Raw genomic sequence first — 23,080 nt, forward strand, 5'->3', positions numbered from 1 at the left:
CCTTTTCTCCAAGCAGCTTAATGGCTGTATCCATCTTGGTTTCCAACTCCTGAAGGCGTTTAGAATCTTCTATACGCTCACTCACAGAAGGAAGGGATTCCTCACCAAATCTTTCTTTGTAGAACTTAACCCAGTTCGTGATCGTGCTAGGAGACACTGAATATTTACGTGCAAGATAAGATAACTTCGTTCCACTAAGTGCCTCTTGAGCTACCTTGATTCGTTGCTCATCATATAGGATATTGCTTTTCATACGTCTCATTCCCCCTCACCAATATTGTACCTTATTGCATATTGATGACTCCAATCTAATTAGGGGGCTTCAGAGGAAAAGCTAAAAATCCCTGCATATTAGCAGGCTTTTCCAATTCTGAACCGATTTTAGCAAAATACCTGCACTTTCGCAGTTATTTAGGCCGTTGAATAAAAGTTCTCCTCGGATTTCTCCTTATGCACTAGCTTCATATTGCAAAAAGGGCAACAATTCTGTTCAAATCCCACGTTGCGCCCTTCCATGTTGCAGAATATTCAATAATTCTTACTTTATTAGGGTGTGGAGGAGGCAATAGGAATGAAAATTGAGGATGATAGCTCTCGCCCCACATCAAAAGGGATATTTCGGTTGATTTTATTCCAGCAACCGTTTACAATGCTCATGAATCTGTCGATGAGGTGTTCGCTATGCGTAGGTGGTTTAAAGATAGGTGGAAACATTTATTTCGGCGTAAAACGATTTTTCGCAATATGGTCACCTTGTCTTTATTTGCAGCTGTTATTCCGGTAGTAGCTGTTGGAATCGGAAGCTATTTGTTTTCTGCTTCGGTCGTACAAAGAGAAGTTAACCAATCCAATGTCCGCATCTTGAATAACGTGTCCTCCAGTATCGATTCGACTTTGGATCGCATACAAAATAATGCTATTCAAATGCTGCTAGGCACTTTTTTTAGCTCGAATTTGACGGAGCTGAAAAACACGAACTATACCGGCTTTTATTCGGGTATTTCACGTGAATTATCTGCGCTGCAAAACGGCAACAAAGAGGTAAGCGATGTCGCCATTTACGTACCGGACGAAGGTTATTTAATTTCGCCAATCTACGGTGGCCGCAGAATTACTGAAGACAAAGAACGCGAGGGGCTGCTGAAGGAACTTGCTTCCGAAGCCCATATCAAATGGGTCACCGGACCCTACCCGAATTTACCCGGTTATCATCTGAACGGCGTAACCCTGATATCTAAGGTGCCGCTATTAACCAAAAATCCGACTGGACTTTTATTTATACGCATCGATGAGGCACTCTTTCAAAACATTATGAACCGATTTGTCAGCTATAACGGCGAGCAAATGTTCATCTTGAACGCAACGGGCAACCTCGTGACTTCAAGCGGCGGGAATAGCGTTCCGAAAGGCTTATTCGAGCTTATTGCTCAAAAGCGATCAGAGCAGCGCTTTACTTTCTCTTTTCAAGGTACGGATTACATGGTGACGCCAATTACTTCCTCCTATAACCAATGGCAGTATATTAACATGGTGCCGGTCCATGAATTGAACGCCAAATCGAAAGGCATTGCCATGATTACGCTGACGATTAGTGTCGGTTGTCTTGTTTTGGGCATTTTAATCACATTATGGGGGACACGGCGTGTCTATCGACCGATCGAGAACCTCGTGGCTCATTTGAAAGGCGGTCAAGCACTCGACTCGGAAACAGATGAAGTTGGCTTCGTTCGCAAACGATGGGGTGAGCTGAGCAGCACGGCCAATCAACTGCAGCAGCAGCTTAGCGATCAATTACCGTTAGTTCGTGAAATTTTTGCGCTGCAGCTTTTGCAGGGCCGGTTTCTCCACTATTCCGGGGATCAGTTAGAGTCTATGCTGCGCAGATACGACGTGCCTGCCGGTCGGGAAAACAGCATTTTCGTCATCTCTTGCGACCCCCCGCAGGATAACGAATCGCGCTTTCAAGAAAATGACCGCGATTTGATCGTCTTTGCTTTGAAAAATATTGTCGGTGAACTGCTGCAATCACAGAAAATGGAGGGTATCGTCATCAATCTGCTGAATGACCAGGTCGCTGTTTGGCTATTCCGTGACCCCGAGCAGACAGATGACGGGCAGACAGAGGTTAAATTGTTTGCAGAACGCCTGCGTAACCTTGTGTCCGATTACCTGCGTCTTCCAGTGACCATCGGTTTGAGTGGACAAAGCGACCGGATTACAGATTTGCCCGAACTCTATGAAGAGGCGGTCTTGTCCGTGCGCTCCCGCATCATCGTTGGCGGTAACCAGGTGATTACGCACACCGGCGGTGGCGGCGCATCCGAACTGCATTACCGCTATCCGCTTGAAATCGAAACCCACTTTGAACATTCCTTGCAGCTAGGCGATCAGGAAGAAGCGGAGCGGATGCTGGCCGAATTCGCCAAATCGATGAAGGATAACGTCCAAAAGCCTGAACTGATACAAATGTCGTATTATCGGCTGCTAACTGCAGCTATTCGCACTGCGTACTTGCTGGGTCTCGATTCGGCGCATTTGTTTGGAGAAGCGGAATCCGATCCTTACGGGCAAATCCGCAAAATCAGCACGATTCGCGAATTGAACGCATGGTTCAAGCAGCAAATGGTCGATCCGATTGTTGCTTATGTGCAGGGCAAACAGCATCAGGAGCATGAACAATTAATCCAAAAGGTCGTCCGTTACATCGAGGACAATTACCACTTTGATCTATCGCTGGATCAATGTGCGCAAATTTGCGGGTTGAGTTCCCATTATTTAAGCAAGCTGTTTAAAAAGACGATGGATGTTTCATTTATCGAATATTTAACGAAAATCAGGATTGAACGGTCCATCGAGCTGCTGCAAACGACGGATTTATCAATTTCAGACATTGCTGAAAGAGTCGGCTACCAGACGAAAAACTTTATACGCGTATTCAAAAAGCACATCGGCGTTACGCCCGGGCAATACCGGGGAGCCGACAGCGATATTTAGCATGCACTTATTTTGTTCCGCAGGCATGTTTTTAAGCAAAAAAAGTGCATAAATCATCGGAGGAACCCCTTTGCTGCGGGGTTTCTCTTTTTTTGCCTCAGACGTTGTAGACTACAAGAATTGGTCATTGTCCGGAGAACTATGATCATTGTACGATCTGTTCATGCAAAGCAGCGAGATGCTAATTACTTGAACGAGAGGTGAGGAAGTTGTCGCAAAGTCGATTGGAACCGCTTCAGGCAGCAGCAACAGCTGGGGTGGAAAAGGCAAGTAAAATAAAAGGCTCGTGGGTACAGGATTGGGCCGTCGCGATAAAACGTGACAAATATCTATATATAATGGCAGCGCCTGGCTTATTATTTTTCCTACTGTTTAAATATTTCCCATTGTGGGGACTTCTGCTGGCCTTTCAAAACTATTCTCCTTATTTAGGTTTTTGGGATAGTGAATGGGTAGGCCTGAAATACTTCAACGAGTTTTTTACCAATCCCGATTTCATGCTATTATTCCGAAATACGATGGCGATCAGCTTGTTGAACATCATTTTTTTCTTCCCGATTCCGATCGTCGTGGCGCTGCTGCTGAATGAGGTGCGTAAGCTCGCTTTCAAAAAAATCGTGCAAACGGTCATTTACTTGCCGCACTTTCTTTCCTGGGTCATTATTGTGGGGATCTGCTTTCTGATCTTCGGTCAAGGCAGTGGTGTCATCAACCAACTGATCGCGGAGTACGGGGGACAAAAGATCGAGTTCATGACGGAACCGAACTTATTTTGGGGTATGCTGACCGCTCAAAGCATCTGGAAAGAAGCCGGTTGGGGGACCATCATTTTCCTTGCCGCACTTGCTGGCATTAACTCGGAGCTATATGAAGCAGCGCAAATCGACGGTGCTAGTCGCTGGCAGCAAGCGATGAATGTGACACTGCCTGGTATTAAAAGCACGATCATCGTCCTGCTCATCCTGCGATTGGGCCAAGTAATGGACGTAGGCTTTGAACAAATTTACTTGATGATGAGTGGACCGGTCGCGCATCTGGCCGATGTTTTCGATACATATGCTTACCGTGTCGGTATTCAGCAAGGAAGATTCGGTTACGCGACAGTCGCTGGACTTTTCAAATCGGTGGTAGGACTCATCCTTGTTGTGATGTCCAACCGCTTGGCCAAAAAATTCGGAGAGGAGGGACTCTACTAACATGAATAAAAGCTTCGGCGTGAAATTCTTTACTGCGATAAATTACGCTGTTTTAACGATATTTGCGCTTGTAACCTTGCTGCCATTTCTGTATGTCATCCTTGTATCTTTTACCGACCCTACAGAGTACATGAGCAAGTCAATCGTATTAATTCCACAGACCTGGAGTCTCTCTGCCTACGAGTTTATTTTTTCGACCAATGCATTCTTGAAAGCTATGGGAGTCAGCGGATTCTTGGCGGTCTTCGGTACTCTTTTGAGCTTAATTGTGACAAGTGCACTCGCTTATGTCCTATCGCGTAAAAGGCTGAAAGGAAAGAAATTTTTCTTAGTCGCGATTTTATTGACCATGCTCTTTAACCCTGGTGTGATTCCAAACTACTTACTTGTGGACAGTCTTGGCTTAATGGATTCGGTATGGGCGCTCATTTTGCCCGCATTGACTAGCGCTTGGTATGTCTTTTTAATGAAAAACTTTTACCAGGAAATACCGGATGAATTGGAGGAAGCGGCCAAAATCGATGGATGTTCCGATATCGGCGTCTTTATCCGGATCATGCTGCCAGTATCTGTTTCAGCACTTGCGGCATTCGGCTTGTTTTATGCGGTAGCTTACTGGAATACGTACTTCAGCGGCGTTCTCTACATTAATACGGATACGCTCAGACCGCTGCAGGTTCTGCTGCAAATGATGCTGGTTTCGGCTTCACAAATGGCCGACCCATCCATAGCTGCAATGCTGGAGAGTGAGCAGACGGTGCCTCCGCAGGTGATCAAAATGGCCGCAGTCGTTATTTCATCGCTTCCGATCGTCATCGTGTACCCATTTCTGCAAAAATATTTTGTCAAAGGCATGATGGTTGGCTCCGTGAAAGGGTAACAGTGAATAGCTCTGAAAGGGGTGATGCTGGCTTTAACGCACAGATGAAGTAAATATAAAGAAATTATTCCTGGGAGGTCCTCACATGAAACCAATGGTAAAAAAATTAGCTGTTGTTATGACAGCGGCTGCGCTTACTGCATCTTTGGCGGCTTGCGGCAGCGCATCAAATGAAGGTCAAAAGGCAGGAAGCACAGCAAGCAGCAAGCCTGCGAAACCGACGGATATTTCGATTACGACGCTAGCTTTCGCCGCAGCTCCAACGGGTGAACTGGAAGCGGTTAAAAAGCTAAATGAGAAATTAAATGTCAACCTGAAGCTGAGTTGGATTCCATCCGCTCAAATTTCGGAGAAACTAAATGCACTGCTCGCGTCCAGAGATTTGCCGGATGTGCTCTTCATCGAGGATTTCAATTCAACGCCTGCCTTTTTGAATGCTATCGATCAAGGCGCTTTCTGGGAATTAACGGATTATGTTAAAAATTATCCGAACTTGGCCAAATATCCGGAGAATGTGTACAAGAACGCATCGCTCAAAGGAAAGCTCTACTCGCTGCCACGCGTCAGACCGCTGGACGGTCATGAATCGCTGCTAATCCGCAAAGATTGGCTGGATAAGCTTGGCTTGCAGCCGCCGAAAACAATGGATGAGCTGTACAATGTGCTTGAGGCATTCGCGAAGAAAGATCCAGATGGCAATGGCATCGCGGACACATATGGCGCTGTATTTCCTGGATCTCCTGGACCATCCAGTTACTTGTTGTCGCTATTCGGAACAGGAACAAAGTGGAAGGAAGAGAATGGAGGCCTGACGCCATATTGGTGGACGCCGCAAGCGAGAGAGGCGCTAATCAATTGGAACAAAGTTTATAAATCAGGCGGCATATTGCCTGACTTCCCAGTGCTCAAGACCGCACAAATCAAAGACATGCTCGTGCAAGGGAAGGCAGGACTTGCCATCGCTAACGTTGTTGATGCCTATAAATACAATGTCGAGCTGCAAAAGACGAATCCTAAAGCCAATCTGGTTGCTTTTGAGCTTCCGAAAGCGGCGGACGGCAAAGCTTATTACGAGCAAGCGAGCGGTTTTTACGGTCAATTCCTGATCAATAAGAAATCTGTCGACGAGGCGAAGCTGAAGAAAATTCTTGAAGTTTACGATTACACAGCCTCTTTAGAAGGATACAACCTAGCTGTGTACGGTATTCAGGACGTGGATTACAAATTAAAGCCTGACGGCTTTGTCGAGCAAACGGAAGAAGGCAAGAAAAAAGGATATTCAGGCGATACGACTGGCCAATGGGTGACGGGAACCTTTGATAAATACTCGAGAGCGAAGGTATCGGGCATTCCGAGCGACGTATTTGAGGCAAATAAAAAGTTGATTGACTCGATCAGCTCCATCCCGGATCCGACTTATGGCTTGATGAATTCGACCCCATTTAAAGAAAAGGGTGCGGACTGGAATAAGAAGCTTAACGATATGCTCACTAACGTGATTATTGGCAAGAATTCCATAGAGGATTGGGATAAATTCGTCAAAACGTACAAAGACGACCCAAGCTTCCAACAGCACGTCAAAGAAACGAGTGACTTCTTTAAAGAGAAGAACAAGAAATAATGACAGCATCGCAGACCCGACTATGACCTTTTTATTGGCGTTGTCGGGTTTTTCTTCACTTTTCATAAAAAAAGGATATGGTTCAAATATCGTCGATATACAAATCCCGCCACATGTCTTACATTTTAATTGTTTTTATATTAATTCCTAGCGAGGTGAAGTTAATGAGGAAAGTAAGTATGCTGTTAGCTGTCAGTTTAATTTTCAGCATGGTTGGATCGTACATTCCATTTTATGAAAACGCTATCCTTAAGGCAGAGGCTGCAGCGGTGAACCAGATGACGAACGGAAGCTTCGAGCAGACAACCACAACAACGGATGCCGCATGGAGTGGTGTCACAAGTCCTGTCCCTGTTGGCTGGGGGTTATGGATTCCGACCGGGAGCGGGAAAGCTCCGAATAAAACGGTGAACGTCATGCTGGATGGGGCCACGTATCATGAAGGGAGCAAGTCCATTTTGTTTGACGCTTTCGCCACAAGTCGAGTATCTGTGAATCAAAGCGTCACGACGGTAACTGCCGGCAAGTCTTACAGACTTAAGGTGTGGGTAAAAACCGAAAACGTAACGGGCACTGGTGCTTACTTCAGAACGCAGTACTACAACACGAGTAAAGTTGGAGATGGTCCTGCATCTACCAAGTTGTTAGGTACGAAGGATTGGACTTTACAGCAAGTATTTATGACGATACCAGCGGGTGTTACGAAGTTGGTCATTGAACCTTTCCTTGAAACGGGAAAAGGAAAAGTATGGTTTGACGATATAAGTTTGGAGGAATATAACGGGATTACAGGAATTGCTTTAGATCAAACCGCATTTTCCATGGCCAAAAATGCATCAGTAACGATTACACCGACGCTCACACCAGCGAACGCAGCGGATCAAACCGTTGTCTGGAGTTCTAGCGATCCGAGTGTAGCAACAGTGGACAGTAATGGAAAAGTAACCGGAGAAGGGTTAGGCTCAGCTACAATTATGGTCTCGACACCAGATGGAACGATAAAAGCGCAATGTCTTGTTAATGTAGAATCTGCTGAAACGATTCAATCGTACAGCGATCTTCGTCTGAAATGGTTCGGCAAATTGACTGGCGGCACCTCGTACAATACGGCTGATCCTGATATTGCTGCTAACCTAACTACACTAGCCACAAGTGTTACGAATGTGAATTCGACCGGGCACTGGGATACGCTCAATAAAGCTGCGGGCCGTACCTATTTGTGGAATGATCTGTCCAGCACGACGGATTCTGCTCAAATATCTAGTGCTTTCGGTAGGTTGAAAGCTATGGCGCTTGCTTATTCTCTACAAGGCTCAAGCCTGTATCAGAATGTGGCGCTTCGGGATGACATCATCAGCGCTTTGGACTGGATGTATGCGAACCGTTACAATGAAACCAAAAATGAGTACGGCAATTGGTGGGATTGGGAAATCGGAGCGCCGCAAATTCTGAACGATACCCTTGTGTTGATGTATGCTAATTTGACACCAGTGCAAATAAATAAGTTTATCAAAGCCGTCGATCGTTTCGTTCCGGATCCGAAGAAGAGAACGCTCAACAATGTGACGGAAACGGGAGCTAACCTGCTCGACAAAGCATTGGTCGTTACGATGCGCGGTGTGATCGGAAACAGCAGTGCGAAGATCACGCAAGGACTTGATTCTATCGGGCCGGAATTTGTTTATACGGATCATGGAGACGGTGTTTATAAGGACGGTTCGCTGGTTCAACACACCAACATCGCGTACACTGCGGGGTATGGTGCAGTATGGCTCAATCGTGCGGCCGATATGACGTTTTTGCTAAATGGTTCACCTTGGCCGGTGACGGATCCTAACGTGAATCATGTGTACGATTGGGTATCGGATACGTTTGAACCCGTCATTTATAAAGGACTCTTTATGGATATGGTGAACGGCAGAGGGATCTCCAGACAAAGCTCGGGAAGCGCCAGAGGTACGATTGTTACTTTGCTTCGTTTAGCCGAGGGGGCGCCTGCAGACGTTGCTTTATCGATTAAGCGAATGGCCAAAGAATGGATTCAAGCGGACACGACATATGCCAATTATTACGAAGGATTGCCGATTTACGAGCTGTCTCTAGTCAAAAAATTGATGAACGATGCTTCAATCCAGCCTCGCGGAGAATTACTGAAAAACCAAGTGTTTGCTGGTATGGACAGGGTTGTCCATTTACGTGAAGGCTATGGCTTCGGGCTCAGTCTGTTCTCAAACCGCATCTCTGCCTTTGAAAAGGGCAATAATGAGAATTTGAAGGGCTGGTATACGGGCATCGGGATGACTTTCTTATATGATCAAGATCTTACCCAGTACCGCAACGATTTCTGGCCAACTGTGGATTCGTTCCGACTGCCTGGCACAACAACCGATGGATCAGGAATAGGGACGACACCTGTCGAATGGAAAAGTTACATGAATCCGAAAACGTGGGTCGGAGGCTCGTCCATCGATAACCTTTACGGTGCAGCGGGTATAGATTTCTCGCTTGCGCAATCGACTGGAAGCAATCTGCAGGGCAAGAAGTCATGGTTTATGTTCGATGACGAAATCGTCGCATTGGGCTCCGGTATTTCGAACACGATAGCCGGACCACAGCTGGTGGAGACCATTATCGATAACCGCAAGCTGAACGATGCGGGAGATAATGCCCTTACGATTAACGGAACCGTAAAGTCGAGCCAGCTGGGCTGGTCGGAAACGATGGGTGACGTGAAGTGGGCTCACTTGGCCGGAAATGCGCCGGGTACTGACATCGGCTATTATTTCCCTGAAGCTTCGAATGTGTATGGTTTGCGCGAAGCAAGAACCGGCGCCTGGAAAGATATTAATAGCGGACAATCGGCTGTTCCGATCACGCGAAATTATGTAAGTTTGGCCTTTGAACACGGGGCAACGCCTTCGAATGCATCGTATTCCTATGTCATGCTGCCACATAAAAATACGGCGGATACAGCGCTTTATAGCAGCGCGCCTGATGTTGAGGTGCTGAGCAATACAACGGACGTACACGCAGTCAGAGAGAAGAAGCTTGGTATTACGGCGGCGAATTTCTGGAATCCAGCATCTGTTGATTTCATTTCCGCGCAAAATCCGGCATCCGTGATGGTGAAGGAAACGGACAGCGAATTGACCGTAGCCGTCTCCGATCCGACGCAGCAGCAAAGCACGATTTCGCTTGAATTGAGCAAGGCAGGCTTAACGCTAGTTCGTGCCGATGACACGGTTGCAGTTTTGCAGACGATACCTTCCTTAAAGCTGAATGTTACAGTCACGGGATCTTTCGGCAAAACACATGTCGTCACATTCAAGAAAGATACAGTTGCTCCAGTCACTGCAACTAACGCAAAGTCTGATTGGCAGCGTACTGCGCAAACGGTGACATTGACGGCGAGTGATGAAGGCAGCGGCGTGCAGAAGACGTTTTATAGTTTGGATGGTGGCGTCTTTGCGGAAGGGAACAACATCGTTGTTGCTGAAGACGGTGTACATCAACTTCGCTACTATAGCGTTGACCAAGCTGGAAACCAAGAAACGACCAAAACGGAGGTAATCAAAATCGACTTAGTAGGTCCCGTTATCGCTCCTACCGTTACCATGGACGTCTATTGGACCGATGGCGGCAGCCTGCAATTCGATATCTCCGATCCGGTGAGCGGGGTGGCAAGCGAGTCTCTTCAGTTGGACGGTGTCCCAATAAGCCGCCCCTATACGTTTAGTCCGTTATCGCTCAGTATTGGTGAACATGCGGTGAAAGTAAAAGCGGTTGATGCTGCTGGGAACGAAACTACCGCATCATACTTGCTAAAAGTACGTATGGATGCTAACCATTTGGACGAAGCTGCTCGTTACGCTTACCAACAAAGCTGGATCACCAATCATGGCATATTGAACAGCTTGCTATCGAAGATAGAAAATATTCAACGGAAAGATGATGACAATCAGAAGAAAAACGAATGGAAAGAACTGGAGAATCACATTCACGCACAATCCGGCAAAAAGATTGACGCCGTGTTTGCGGAACTTTTATTACAAGCCATCGCACAGTGTAAATCCTAGCTACTGTTGAGATACGTAACCCGATTTTGTCTGATTGGACGAAGTCGGGTTTTGTTTGATGTGAGGGTAAAGTAAAGCTTGCTACATCCTGATGTTTTGTTATCTGATCTGTTGGAGAAATGGGAATGGGGATTAGGATGGTAAGTTGTATAACGTAGAGAGACTGGGCCTAGGTTCAGTAACTATGCAGGTGAGAACCCTGCTTGGGGGGATGTTGCAGAAACTACAACAATTGCTGCCTAAATCTCGCCACTCTCCCTTTGGGCCCAATACAGGTAATTTTGCAACAAATGGGTTCGAAATGGCTGGTGATTTCAAAAAAACAAGAAAATAATCAGACGTCCAACCAGATGTGCTATGATATTGTACATCTTGGGGTGAATCCCTAATCCATAACGTGATGCGAGGTCGAGTACAGATGAGCCGATTCAGAAAACCATGGAGAACGTCTACTACGCTCTACATTCTGCTGTTTACGATGGTGGTGCTGCCAATATTGACGATTAGCACTACTATTCTTCAGGTGTACAAAAGAGATCTGCTGCAGCAAACAACTGACCGAACGCTCCAGACGCTTCATGCGGTGACGTACTCGATTGAGCAGGAAATTAGCAATGTCGTCAACTTTTCCGCAGCGGTTGGCATGGATTCGGAGGTGCTGGAGACAGCGACTTTACTGCACGAAACAGCCACGGACAATAGGCAGCCCTACTCCATCTCTTTATCAAAAGCACTAGGAAAATACAGCTCTTCCATGTCAGGAAGGGTGCAGTCGATCAATTTCTTCTATAAAGACGGTGGCGTCTATTCGTACTTAAAAGATTTGGTTGTAGATGACAACAGTTTACGTAAAATGGATTGGTACAAGGCAACGATCGCCGAACAGGATCACGTTCATTTCATTGGCAAACAAAAAGGCACGCTATACGATTCACGGGAATCTACGAGCATTGTAACCACAATTGCGCCGAGTTATTTTCAAATGCTGCATAATATTGATTTCATTTATTTTGTGTTTAGTCGGGATCAATTCGAGAAAATGCTGTGGCAAAATCCAATCAGCGGATCTTCGGCATTCCGCATTGTAACGACGGATGGCGACGTTATCGCGTCCAGCTATAACTTACCAGCAAACGAGCAAATGGATAATTCGCTAATCAGTCGCATCGACTCGCAGCGCGAGGGTAATTTCGTGGAAACGATCAATGGGCAGAAGATGATGGTTGCCTTTGCAACGGTGGACATTGCGAACTGGAAGATCGTATACCAAATTCCTTACAGCGAGTTAATGGCTAATTACAGCATTATCTATCGATTGGTCCTTATCGCGACCTTCGTCGTCATCGTTGTATTTCTGTTCATTTCTTTTTACCTTGTTCATAACTTAATGAAGCCTATCCATGTGTTAGTGGTGAAAATGTCGCGCGTCATGGACGGGAATCTCAATGTGAAGATCGAAGCTTCTGGCAGTGCCGAAACGGTCACGCTAGGGCTCACGTTTAACCATATGATGGACCAAATCAAGCTGCTTATTAATAAGACCGAACAGCAGGAGAAAGCGAAGCAGAAGGCGGAGTTCGCTGCGATGCAATCGCAAATTAATCCGCATTTTCTGATTAATACACTCAATTCCATTAAACTGATGGCGATCATTAGCCGAGTTGACAACATCCGCAATATGACCCAGGCGCTGATTCGTTTGGTATCTTCCTCCTTCAATCGTGGAGGCAGTTTGACACTGCTTGCCGATGAAGTTGAGAACTTGAAACAGTACATTTTCATTATGGAAACGCGTTATGGCAATAAATTTGAGGTGAAATGGGAAGTTGATGAAACAGCAATGTCGCTCTACATTCTGAAGCTGCTGCTTCAACCGATTCTTGAAAATGCAATTACACATGGTTTGGTTAGTAAAGAAACGAATGGAACGATTACGATTGGTATCCACAAGGTGGGCGAACAGCTTTGCATTGTTATCGCAGATGATGGCGTAGGCATCCCGGACGAGCAGATCGAGAAGCTGCAGGACCCTGACCAGGATTATACGTTCAGCGGCATGGGCATTCTTAACGTACATCATCGCATTGTGCTGCATTACGGACAAGACTATGGCGTAACGATAAAGCGGTTGGAACCGTCTGGCACGAAGGTGGAAATTATACTTCCAATCATCCGAAGTCAGGAAGAAAATCAAATCGTTAGTTCAAAATAGATCAAGGAATGGGCAAAATCGATCATTCGGCTGCGTTAAACAATCGATTATGATAAATATAAGATACAAATAACCTAATCGATATCAAGTGGGGGGTCAATTCGATGAAGAAGAGAAAATGGGCAAGTTCTTTAGCGTTGGTTAGTTTAGTAGCCATGACGGCTTTGACAGGATGCGGCGGTACAAAGCCTGCATCAACACCGGCAAGCACAGCGCCAGAAGCGACGAAAGCAACGGCACAGACGGCTAAACCAGCTCAACCGGTGAAACTGAAGCTCGCCATGTGGGACACGAAAGTTGATTTTGAGTATTGGACAGAGAAGGCGAAAGAGTATACCAAGCTTAAGCCGAATGTAACCGTTGAAGTGGAAAAGGTGCCTGACAACGGAGGGCAATACTTGAAGGTAAGATTGGCGGCAAATGATTTGCCTGATCTGATGTATTTGAAGCCGAACCACATGCAAATTTACAAGCAAGCGCTGCTGCCTCTGGATGATTTGAATGCGGCCAAAAACAATAAGTTTCCGACTAAAATTGATGGCAAAGTATTAGGTCTTCCATTGATCTCGTTCTCTGAATTTGTTTATTTCCATCCAAGTATTTTCAAAGAGTTGAGCTTGGAAATTCCGAAAACGTTTCCAGAATTCATCACTACAATGGATAAGATTAAAACGAATGGCAAATACACACCAATTTCCATCGGTGCCAAAGATGATTGGACATTCTATCCATTGATGGAGTTCGGCCCGCATATTTTATCTGGCGATGAGAACTATTTGGCGAACTTGGCCAAAAATCCTGCGCCATTTGGAGATAGCAGCAACTTTGATAAAGTAGGTAAGGCGATCAAGGTAATTGCTGATAAGAAATACGCAGGTCCTGATGCGCTGTCTGTTTCGTTCGACCAGTCTACGCAGTCCTTCGAAGGGAAGAAGTCAGCTATGATTGCGCTTGGACAGTGGTACTATCCTTCTTACATGGAGAAAGTGACGACGGATGATGATCTGGGCGTGTTCCCGCTTCCTTTCCGCGAGTCGACAAGCAGCGATCTTTCTTCGATGATGATGTCCGATATGAACATCGGTATTAACAAAAATACCAAAAACGTCGAAGAAGCCAAAGCATTCTTGGATTGGATGTTCAGCAAAGACGTCTACTCAGGTTTAGTCAATAAAGTACAACAATTTTCCACGGTTAATGGCATCACTTCGGATCTTCCGTTCTTCAACAAATGGATAACAGCTAATCCTTCTAAACCGTTTGTTTATTATGGAACAGATGAGGCTTATGCAAAAGTGAGCGCTGCTGCACAATTCGATCCGAAGAAAGCCGCACAAAGCATTTTTGCCGGTAAACCGATCGATGGGATTGAAAAAGAATTAAATGATAAGTGGAAGAAAGCGATCGATTCAACGAAGTAATGACGATAGAGGGTACTATTTGAGCGAGACGGAATAGTACCCTTTTCCTATCAATAGAGATTTAGGGGTGAGTGGAGATGAGTTATAGCTTACAGAAAAAAGTTATCATTTGGTCGTTCTTGTTCATACCGGTTGCGCTCATGCTCTTGTTCCTCATCTATCCCACGCTTCAATTGTTTCGTTACAGCATAACGAATTGGGACGGATACAGTGAGAGTTTGAAGTACATCGGGTTTGATAACTATAAAAAACTGATTTTTGATTTTCCGGATGCCTGGAAAGCTATTGGCAACAATGGCATATACTTTATCGTTCATCTGCTGTTCATTCCTATTGAAGTGATGACAGCGGTGCTGCTCAATCGCACGATACGCGGAAGTTCGTTTTTTCGTTTTACGGTGCTTATGCCTTACATTATTAATGGTATTGCCGTTGCTTATATGTTCAGCTACATCTATAACCCTGTGAATGGGCCGCTCAACGAACTACTCAAATGGATGGGACTGGAGTCGCTCATTACCGGTTGGTTAAGTAACTTGAGTATCGTAAATTACTCGCTGGTCGCTGTTTCTCTATGGCGCTTCAGCGGTGTTCATATCATCCTCATTCTGGCGGGCTTGCAATCGATTCCGACTGATCTATATGAAGCTGCCAAAATGGATGGCGCTGGTTTTTGGACGCAGCTCCGCCATATTACCTTGCCTGGCATTCGGCGTGTGATGGAAATCATTTTGTTCCTGAACATCTCCGGCGCGCTGCTGCAGTACGATATCCCCTATGTAATGACAGGCGGCGGACCTGGAACAGCCAGTTCTACTTTTGGTTTGTTTTCCTTGCAAACAGCGTTTACCTATAACAATTACGGTCTTGCTTCGGCCATGGCGGTCAGTCTTTTGATCTTGATCATCTGCTTCTCGTCTATACAAAATTGGATCATTAAAGATAGGAGCGAGTCTTAATGGAAGTCATACTTACCGAGAGCAAACGCCAATTGCTCAGTAATGTCCTGTACTATATATTTTTTATAGCGATGTGCTTGATTGTGTTCATTCCGGTTCTACTTGTCGTATTCGGCTCGCTGAAGACAAATGCAGAGCTGGGGGCGACATCACCTTTCTCGCTGCCAAGCAATTTCTTGCATTTCGAGAATTTTGTAAAAGCCGTTGGCGAAGGCCACATTCTGCTTGGTTTACGCAACACCTTGGTGCTGGTCGTTGTTAGTATGGCTGGTAATGCCCTGCTCGGCACGATGACGGCATTTGTGCTCAACCGTTTTGATTTTAAGCTGAAAAAAATGGTGCTGCTGCTGTTCATGGTTTCGATGATCATTCCGACATACACGACGGAGATCGCACGTTTTCAGCTGATTCACTCCTTGGGTCTGTACAATACATTGGGTGCTCCGCTGCTCATTTATGTAGGGACGGACATTATGCAAATCTACATTTACATCCAGTTCTTGGAAAAAATATCGGCCCAGTTAGATGAAAGCGCGATGATGGATGGTGCATCGTATTTCCGCATTTTCCGCTCGATTATTTTCCCGCTGCTGCTGCCGGCGACCGCTACGCTTGGGATTCTTAAGAGCGTAACCATTATGAACGATATTTATGTGCAAAACTTATATATGCCAAAAAAGGAGCTTGCAACTTTGCCGACGGCTCTGATGGCTTTTGTCGGTCAGCGGAGTTCAGATCTGGTGGCGCTCTGTGCAGGTATTATCCTAGTGCTGCTTCCCAGTATGCTGTTTTACATCGTGTTCCAACGCTACATCTTTAGAGGATTGATGGACGGAGCCATCAAAGGTTAGCTGCTTGGCAGACGAACTTCAATATGAGGGATGTCTTGAGTGACGATTGGGATCAGGAGTTGAGGAATGTTTCTATAGCAAATGATAATTGCTCGGTAATGTTTTGTATTATATAATTTTTTTACATCGCAAAGGCACTTAGACAGACGAATTTCTATATGAGGGGTAACTACCATGTACAAGATGATGATCGTTGATGATGAACCGTTAGTTCGATTGGCCATGCATCATTTGATCGATTGGCAAGCTCTCCATATTAAAATTGTGTGCGAAGCGGGTGACGGTGTAGAAGGTCTAGCGCTTCTTAAGACCCGTAGTGATGTTGACTTGCTGCTCGTCGATATCCAAATGCCCCGAATGAACGGCATCGAGTTATTAAAGGCATTGAATGACCCAGGTTTACCGAAGCGTCCGATTCCGATTATTTTGAGTGCCTATAGTGATTACAGCTATGTGAGGGAAGCTTTCCTGCTCGGTGCGATGGACTACATCGTCAAGGTAGACATGGATGAGGAGCATATCATACCTGTTATTACTAAAGCCGTCGAGGAGTTAATGCGGTTAGGTGACGTATCAATTAGGGAAGAGATGGGGCAAGCGGAAAAGCAGCTAGTCCAACAATCGGATAAGGATGCGTTATTACATAGGCTTCTAGACTTCGATCCAAAGGAAGACACGGGTTTGTTCGAACAATGGCTGTTATCAGCGAACGGTTTGTTAAATGAAACAAACGAGATTGCGATTGTCATTCAAATCGCACGAGGTATCGATACGACGAAGCTGCATGGTTTCATCCAACAAACGATCCAGTCTGTTCTCCATGAAATGTCCATTTTGCATGAAATGGTTCGACGGGAGGCTGGCGAATACGTCTTATTGTGTGCGTTCCCGCATGATCGCAGCGAATCGGCGATTCGGGCCCACATTCATAGTCTGCTAACGATGGTCCAGACTCGCCTGCTGCAATATGTGAACGCCTCCATTTCAGTAGGCATAAGCGATTTGGCAAATGGCTGCAGGCATTGGCCTCGCCTATACCAGCAGGCTAAGCAGTTGGCAGCGAAAAGTTATTTTGCCGGCTTGGGTAAGCTGTTTTATCGGGAGTCGGCGACCCAAAGTTCAGGAGTGAAAGACAAAGGGGACCATGCGTTGTGGGATGACTTGAAAGCAGGGAGGCTTGTTCTGCTTCAGGTAATGAAGCATCCTGATGAGAGTCAGTGGATTCTCGAGTATGAGCTATTGGAAAAGCGATTACATCATGCGAGTCAGGAACCGCCGGACAGGTTGCGAGCTTTCTTCGTCGATGTGTTGTGGGAGCTCGGCGCTGTTCTCTATGCCAAAGGCATACGTTTGGAGGAGGTACAGCCTACTTCTCACAATCCATTTGATGAAATTAAACAGATGGAGACGCTGGAGGAAACGCAGCAGTATGTCAAACAGCTATTACAGCGAGCTCATTCCGCTATTCACGGGAATAGCCTTATGAACGCAGTGCGTTATAGTCCTTCTATTGCCAATGCAAAGAAATTCCTCGATTTGCATTATCGTGAGGAAATTAACCAGTCGCTCATTAGTGAGATGGTGGGCGTGAGCGAAAGCTACTTGAGCAAGCAGTTCGTCAAAGAAGTCGGCTGCAATTTCATCCACTATTTAACGAAGCTGCGTATCGAAGAGGCGAAGCAACTGCTCGAAAAGGGGATCAAAATTTCCGATATTTCGGAGAGAATCGGATACCTCAACCCCGAGCATTTCAGCCGGATTTTCAAAAAAATGACGGGTTTTAGTCCGAAGGCTTATCGGGAGAGTTTGGGGAGAGAGTAGTCGTTCAGCAGCTTGTGAAGGGTTTTGGATATAGCGGTTACCCATGTTGTATTGTATACAACAATCCGAACTCATAAAGACTATTTTGCAACTTGAAGTTGCAGTTCGTACAACATTTAGAGCCGAATTGTTGTACATTCTGCAACATCGTTCAACAGAGAAGAGGTTGTCTCCAAAACCAGTAAATGGTAGAAGAGCAGCCTCTTATTTTAATTATGGCATTATTAAGACACTCGATTATAACGTAAAATTCAATTAATATGTAATATAGGGGAATTCCAATTACAAAGGGGACACAACACATGCTAAAAGCATTCATTTTCGATATGGACGGCGTCATCATTGATAGCGAGCCGATCCATTTTGATGTAGACGTACAAACGATGAAACATTTCGGGAAGGAGATCACACAGGAAGAGTTGGAGAAATTCGTGGGGATGACGAACCCTGAGATGTGGAAGGTCATTAAAGAAGAATATCAGCTCCAGCAGACGGTTGCCGAGATCATTGAGCATCAACTCTCCTCTAAAATAACGCTTTTACAAGGCATTCAAATCGAACCTATTGAAGGAATTAGAGAGCTGCTTACATCGCTAAAAAACAATCAAATTCCAATTGGAATCGCCTCTTCGTCACCTAGGTTTTTTATTGAGGAAGTGTTAAAGAAGTTCGAGCTTGCCAGTTATTTTGATTGCGTGGTGAGTGGCGAGGAAGTCAATCAAGGCAAACCAGCTCCTGATGTCTATTTGGAAGCGGCCTCCTTGCTAGGTGTTGATCCAAAAAATTGTGTTGTTGTTGAAGATGCTAAACATGGTGTTGCTGCCGCCAAAGCTGCGGGCATGACTTGTTTTGGCTACGTTAATGAGAATTCGGGCCATCAGGATTTGTCAAAAGCGGATTTCATTATCCATGGAATTAGTGAGATTAAGGTTGAAAATTTACTGTAAATAGAATGGGAATTTGGAGGGAGTCCAATGAAATACGCTGGAGTGGTGCTGGACTTAGATGGCACACTACTAACATCCCAGAAACTTATTTCAGACAGAAATATGAAAGCCATTCAAGAATTGCTTGTGCGTGAAGTCAGAATTATTTTCGCTACGGCTCGCCCGCCAAGAGCGGTGAGATCTTTTCTGTCAGAAAGTCTGCTGAAAGCTGGATCATTTGTTTATTACAATGGCGCGTACATTTCTTGTGCCTACTCAGGCTTGGACATCCATGAATCCATAGATGCAGAACTCTCCTCTGAAGTGATTGATTTTTGTGTAAACCTCAATCCTGATATTGAACTTGGTTTAGAAGTGAAGGATGAGTGGTATAGCCTTAAAGAAGTTGATTACACGATCAGAATGAATGTAAAAGAGAATCCCATTGTCAAACCACTTGAAGAACTGAGGAAATATGAGGCAAGTAAGATTCTTCTCACAGGGCTTAATAATTACGAAGAGTTGAGAGAGAGGTTTTCTTCTCGTTTGAATGTTTTATTAACGGATCATGGAAAATTGATACAAATTTCAGCCTTAAAAGCGTCTAAAGAGTCGGCTGTTTCTCAGTTATGTCAATTAATTGGTATTCCTATGGATAAGGTCATGGTATTTGGGGATGACAATAATGACCTAGGCTTATTCAAAGTTTGCGGATGGTCTGTCGCAATGGGGAATGCTGTAGAAGAGCTAAAATTGATTGCGCATGAGATAACAGATACGAACGATAATGATGGTGTTGCGATGATTATAGAAAGATATTTGTAGGTTTGGAGGAGGCTGACTTATGCTAACTTGTTACTAGTCTTGAGGCAGCCTCCTTTATAAAAAAACATCAAAAAGTCAACGGTGACCGTATGGGGAGATGGTAGCCAAGTGTATACGGGCACATTAACCAATATTCCTACTGCCGCTGGACAAATCGGTTTCCGAAGTTGGAATGCGGGCAATATGTTATTCGACGATGTGACATATTCAGATAATTAGTCAAATCATATAGCCCCAAGAACCTCTTTCCTTGAGTGGTTCTTGAGGCTATTGTATGTAATGTCAGGAAATCAGAGAGGATTTATTCTCTCTGATTCTTTTTGTTAACACGCCAGTGAGAGGTAGAAAATGCACTTCTCAGAAGGCAGAAAAGGCTTTCTCGGAGGCTCGAAAGGAGCGAAAGTGGCGCGAGATGTCCGAAAGGAACCTCTCAGCTGCTGAGAGCAGGCAAGTTAGCGCGTTTTGCATCGTGAGAAGGCAGAAAAGGCTTTCTCGGAGGCTCGAAAGGAGCGAAAGTGGCGCGAGATGTCCGAAAGGAACCTCTCAGCTGCTGAGAGCAGGCAAGTTAGCGCGTTTTGCATCGTTAGAAGGCAGAAAAGGCTGTCTCGGAAGCTCGAATGGAGCGAAGTTGGCGTGAGACGTCTAAAAGGAACCTCTCAGCTGCTGAGAGCAGGCAAGTTAGTATGTTTTTCTCCTGAGAAGGCAGAAAAGGCTGTCTCAGAGTTCCGAATGCAGCGAAAGTGGCGCGAGATGTCCGAAAGGAACCTCTCAGCTGCTGAGAGCAGGCAAGTTAGCGCGTTTTGCATCGTGAGAAGGCAGAAAAGGCTTTCTCGGAGGCTCGAAAGGAGCGAAAGTGGCGCGAGATGTCCGAAAGGAACCTCTCAGCTGCTGAGAGCAGGCGAGTTAGCGCGTTTTGCATCGTGAGAAGGCAGAAAAGGCTGTCTCGGAAGCTCGAATGGAGCGAAGTTGGCGCGAGACGTCTGAAAGGAATCTCTCAGCTGCTGAGAGCAGGCAAGTTAGCATGTTTTGCTCCTGAGAAGGCAGAAAAGGCCGTCTCAGAGTTCCGAATGCAGCGAAAGTGGCGCGAGACGTCTGAAAGGAATCTCTCAGCTGCTGAGAGCCCAGCACAGAAAATAATATGAAAAAAACCTCCTCATATTTGAGGAAGTTATCGTTCTATAAGCGCCGAAAAGGCGCCTACGTGTAAGTCGATTTCAAGAAACGGTTGGAACCCCATCCCAGCCACTCCCACAAAAGGACCTGAGCCGGAGCCTCAGGTCTTTTGTTGTATAACAATTAAAATATTTCAAAATTGTTATTGCATAAATGTTTTGTTTAGTTATACAATATAACATATAAACGATTTCTGTATTGGTACAATGGTTCAAATGTTGAAGGGAGAGATGGGTATGAGTAGTTTGGCATCGTTGATGGAGTTTGAAAGAAGGAAATTCACAAACCTTCGCGCCTATGATTTTCAGCGAACTGTTGCAAAACGAGAAGTTCATAAGGAACACGATGAATGTGGTGAAACTGCTTTGTATCCATTGTCTCCTTTGTCTTTGTCACTGTACTATGCCTTTGATAATGAAGTGGAGATTGGCTAATTGGCGGAATGCGCAACTTATAATTTGAAATGAAAGCCTACCGAGATTTCGGTAGGCTTTTTAATGTTATAGTATATTTAATTAAATAATTAATTTTATAAAACATTATTGAACATTATTCGGTAATGTGTTATATATTATATAACAATAATAATTCTGTATTAATACATTGAAGGAGGAAACAACAATGGATTGTCCAACATGCCAAGGTAATGGCGATTTAGAGGAAATGAGAAGCACAGATGAGCACTTTCACAAAGAGGGGGCGTCCATTCCTTTTGGTCAAGATCGCGTGCTCTGGCCGAATACTTGCCCGATTTGCGGCGGCAGTGGATTTCTAGACGTATCCTTTTAAAAAACAAACCCCAATAAAGGAGTGCATAGGATCATGAGCAAACAAAGTCAAAGCGAACAATTGCAAGCAAGCTGGAATTCCAAGCGATTCGAAGGGGTATTTCGGCCATATTCGGTTGAGGATGTGCTTCGCCTTCGCGGCTCCGTCATGATTAAACAGACACTAGCGGAGCAAGGAGCTCGCAAATTCTGGGAGCGGGTTAACGAAGAGGACTTTGTGCCTGCACTTGGCGCTCTAACGGGAAATCAAGCCGTGCAGCAAGCAAAAGCAGGACTTAAAGCGATTTATTTGAGCGGTTGGCAAGTTGCCGCCGATGCGAACTTATCCGGTCATATGTATCCCGATCAAAGTCTTTATCCAGCTAACAGCGTACCTAGCGTTGTGAAAAGAATTAATCAAGCGCTGCAGCGCGCCGATCAGATTCAGCATGCGGAAGGCAAGGGGAATATAGACTTCTTTCTCCCTATTGTGGCAGACGCAGAAGCTGGCTTCGGTGGACCGCTTAACGTGTTCGAGCTGATGAAGGGCATGATTGAGGCGGGAGCCGCTGCAGTCCATTTCGAGGATCAGCTCTCCTCTGAGAAGAAATGCGGCCATTTGGGCGGCAAAGTGCTCCTGCCAACTCAGCAAGCTGTAAAAAATCTTATCTCAGCAAGGCTGGCAGCTGATGTGATGGGCGTAGAGACTGTTCTAATCGCCCGGACAGATGCGAATGCAGCAAGTCTTCTGACGAGCGATATTGATGAGAATGATCGACCGTTTCTGACTGGGGAACGTTCACCCGAAGGATTCTTTTATGTACATGCAGGCTTGGATCAAGCGATCTCACGCGGTCTGGCTTATGCGCCTTATGCGGATATGGTTTGGTGTGAAACATCGGAGCCCAACCTGGAGGAGGCAAGACGCTTTGCTGAAGCAATTCACGAGAAATTCCCAGGGAAGCTGCTCGCGTATAACTGCTCTCCTTCATTTAATTGGAAGAAGAAATTAGATGAGCCTACGATTGCAAAATTTCAACAAGAGCTAGGCAAGATGGGGTATAAGTTCCAGTTCGTGACGTTGGCAGGCTTCCATGCGCTGAATCATAGCATGTTTGAACTCGCTCACGATTATAGAGATCGTGGTATGGCTGCCTACTCTCAGTTCCAACAAACGGAATTCGCTAGTGAAGCTCGCGGCTATGAAGCGACACGCCATCAGCGTGAAGTAGGAACAGGCTATTTCGACGAAGTTTCCCAAGTGATAACGAGCGGCACTTCTTCCACAACGGCGCTTTCCGGTTCAACGGAAGAGGAGCAATTTGCCCATTAATAGCAATCCCATTAGGTCTAAGGAG

Annotated in this window: 16 protein-coding genes; 15 read left to right on the top strand and 1 reads right to left on the bottom strand. The window is 45.4% G+C overall.

Translation table 11 applies throughout. The features are described from left to right. On the bottom strand, positions 1 to 253 hold a 253-nt coding region (locus G519_RS0117085; protein WP_029195754.1), incomplete at its 3' end, for a helix-turn-helix domain-containing protein. A 428-nt stretch (positions 254 to 681) separates the two neighbouring features. On the opposite strand from G519_RS0117085, the gene G519_RS0117090 reads away from it, so the two are divergent. The 15 genes from G519_RS0117090 (at position 682) to aceA (ending at position 23,055) form a co-directional block, all read left to right on the top strand. Continuing rightward, complete coding sequence (locus G519_RS0117090; protein WP_029195755.1) at positions 682 to 2,994, top strand: AraC family transcriptional regulator; 2,313 nt, start codon at positions 682 to 684, stop codon at positions 2,992 to 2,994. Between the two features lie 209 nt (positions 2,995 to 3,203). Further along, positions 3,204 to 4,190, top strand: coding sequence for an ABC transporter permease (locus G519_RS0117095; protein ID WP_029195756.1), 987 nt, complete (start codon positions 3,204 to 3,206; stop codon positions 4,188 to 4,190). 1 nt (position 4,191) lies between these two features. Then, the gene (locus G519_RS0117100) at positions 4,192 to 5,070 is read left to right on the top strand and encodes a carbohydrate ABC transporter permease (protein ID WP_029195757.1); all 879 of its coding nucleotides are present in this window, start codon (positions 4,192 to 4,194) and stop codon (positions 5,068 to 5,070) included. Positions 5,071 to 5,155: 85 nt separating this feature from the next. Then, a complete protein-coding gene (locus tag G519_RS0117105) occupies positions 5,156 to 6,691 on the top strand; it encodes an extracellular solute-binding protein (RefSeq protein ID WP_029195758.1) in 1,536 nt (511 codons plus the stop codon). A gap of 164 nt (positions 6,692 to 6,855) precedes the next feature. Continuing rightward, entirely contained in the window at positions 6,856 to 10,767 is a 3,912-nt protein-coding gene (locus G519_RS43345; protein ID WP_161632930.1) for a polysaccharide lyase family 8 super-sandwich domain-containing protein, read from the top strand. Positions 10,768 to 11,185: 418 nt separating this feature from the next. Next, on the top strand, positions 11,186 to 12,979 hold the full coding sequence (locus G519_RS0117120) for a sensor histidine kinase (protein WP_161632931.1): 1,794 nt from the start codon (positions 11,186 to 11,188) through the stop codon (positions 12,977 to 12,979). Positions 12,980 to 13,083: 104 nt separating this feature from the next. Then, entirely contained in the window at positions 13,084 to 14,400 is a 1,317-nt protein-coding gene (locus G519_RS0117125) for an extracellular solute-binding protein (protein ID WP_029195761.1), read from the top strand. Positions 14,401 to 14,477: 77 nt separating this feature from the next. Further along, positions 14,478 to 15,359: a carbohydrate ABC transporter permease gene (locus tag G519_RS0117130; RefSeq protein WP_029195762.1), complete on the top strand. Its 882-nt coding sequence runs from the start codon at positions 14,478 to 14,480 to the stop codon at positions 15,357 to 15,359. Then, positions 15,359 to 16,210: a carbohydrate ABC transporter permease gene (locus G519_RS0117135; RefSeq protein WP_084160205.1), complete on the top strand. Its 852-nt coding sequence runs from the start codon at positions 15,359 to 15,361 to the stop codon at positions 16,208 to 16,210. Before G519_RS0117130 ends, G519_RS0117135 begins: the two co-directional genes overlap by 1 nt. A gap of 174 nt (positions 16,211 to 16,384) precedes the next feature. Continuing rightward, the gene (locus tag G519_RS0117140; protein WP_029195764.1) at positions 16,385 to 18,031 is read left to right on the top strand and encodes a helix-turn-helix domain-containing protein; all 1,647 of its coding nucleotides are present in this window, start codon (positions 16,385 to 16,387) and stop codon (positions 18,029 to 18,031) included. Between the two features lie 302 nt (positions 18,032 to 18,333). After that, positions 18,334 to 18,978 carry an HAD family hydrolase gene (locus G519_RS0117145; protein WP_029195765.1) on the top strand — a complete coding sequence of 215 codons (645 nt, stop codon included), beginning with the start codon at positions 18,334 to 18,336 and terminating at the stop codon, positions 18,976 to 18,978. 27 nt (positions 18,979 to 19,005) lie between these two features. Then, a complete protein-coding gene (locus G519_RS0117150; protein ID WP_029195766.1) occupies positions 19,006 to 19,782 on the top strand; it encodes a Cof-type HAD-IIB family hydrolase in 777 nt (258 codons plus the stop codon). Positions 19,783 to 21,191: 1,409 nt separating this feature from the next. Further along, positions 21,192 to 21,389: a hypothetical protein gene (locus tag G519_RS0117170; protein WP_029195769.1), complete on the top strand. Its 198-nt coding sequence runs from the start codon at positions 21,192 to 21,194 to the stop codon at positions 21,387 to 21,389. A 187-nt stretch (positions 21,390 to 21,576) separates the two neighbouring features. Beyond that, positions 21,577 to 21,744 (top strand): hypothetical protein, encoded by a 168-nt coding sequence (locus G519_RS50245; RefSeq protein WP_154669581.1) that lies wholly within the window; start codon positions 21,577 to 21,579, stop codon positions 21,742 to 21,744. Between the two features lie 33 nt (positions 21,745 to 21,777). Further along, positions 21,778 to 23,055 (top strand): isocitrate lyase, encoded by a 1,278-nt coding sequence (gene aceA / locus G519_RS0117180; protein ID WP_029195770.1) that lies wholly within the window; start codon positions 21,778 to 21,780, stop codon positions 23,053 to 23,055. Positions 23,056 to 23,080 lie beyond the last annotated feature (25 nt).

The sequence above is a fragment of the Paenibacillus alginolyticus DSM 5050 = NBRC 15375 genome, assembly GCF_000422905.1.
Lineage (GTDB): Bacteria > Bacillota > Bacilli > Paenibacillales > NBRC-103111 > Paenibacillus_E > Paenibacillus_E alginolyticus.

Coding starts and splice junctions, on each gene's coding strand:
- G519_RS0117090 (WP_029195755.1), top strand. CDS start 682: ATGCGTAGGTGGTTTAAAGATAGGTGGAAACATTTATTTCGGCGTAAA.
- G519_RS0117100 (WP_029195757.1), top strand. CDS start 4,192: ATGAATAAAAGCTTCGGCGTGAAATTCTTTACTGCGATAAATTACGCT.
- G519_RS0117105 (WP_029195758.1), top strand. CDS start 5,156: ATGAAACCAATGGTAAAAAAATTAGCTGTTGTTATGACAGCGGCTGCG.
- G519_RS43345 (WP_161632930.1), top strand. CDS start 6,856: ATGAGGAAAGTAAGTATGCTGTTAGCTGTCAGTTTAATTTTCAGCATG.
- G519_RS0117120 (WP_161632931.1), top strand. CDS start 11,186: ATGAGCCGATTCAGAAAACCATGGAGAACGTCTACTACGCTCTACATT.
- G519_RS0117125 (WP_029195761.1), top strand. CDS start 13,084: ATGAAGAAGAGAAAATGGGCAAGTTCTTTAGCGTTGGTTAGTTTAGTA.
- G519_RS0117130 (WP_029195762.1), top strand. CDS start 14,478: ATGAGTTATAGCTTACAGAAAAAAGTTATCATTTGGTCGTTCTTGTTC.
- G519_RS0117135 (WP_084160205.1), top strand. CDS start 15,359: ATGGAAGTCATACTTACCGAGAGCAAACGCCAATTGCTCAGTAATGTC.
- G519_RS0117140 (WP_029195764.1), top strand. CDS start 16,385: ATGTACAAGATGATGATCGTTGATGATGAACCGTTAGTTCGATTGGCC.
- G519_RS0117145 (WP_029195765.1), top strand. CDS start 18,334: ATGCTAAAAGCATTCATTTTCGATATGGACGGCGTCATCATTGATAGC.
- G519_RS0117150 (WP_029195766.1), top strand. CDS start 19,006: ATGAAATACGCTGGAGTGGTGCTGGACTTAGATGGCACACTACTAACA.
- G519_RS0117170 (WP_029195769.1), top strand. CDS start 21,192: ATGAGTAGTTTGGCATCGTTGATGGAGTTTGAAAGAAGGAAATTCACA.
- G519_RS50245 (WP_154669581.1), top strand. CDS start 21,577: ATGGATTGTCCAACATGCCAAGGTAATGGCGATTTAGAGGAAATGAGA.
- aceA (WP_029195770.1), top strand. CDS start 21,778: ATGAGCAAACAAAGTCAAAGCGAACAATTGCAAGCAAGCTGGAATTCC.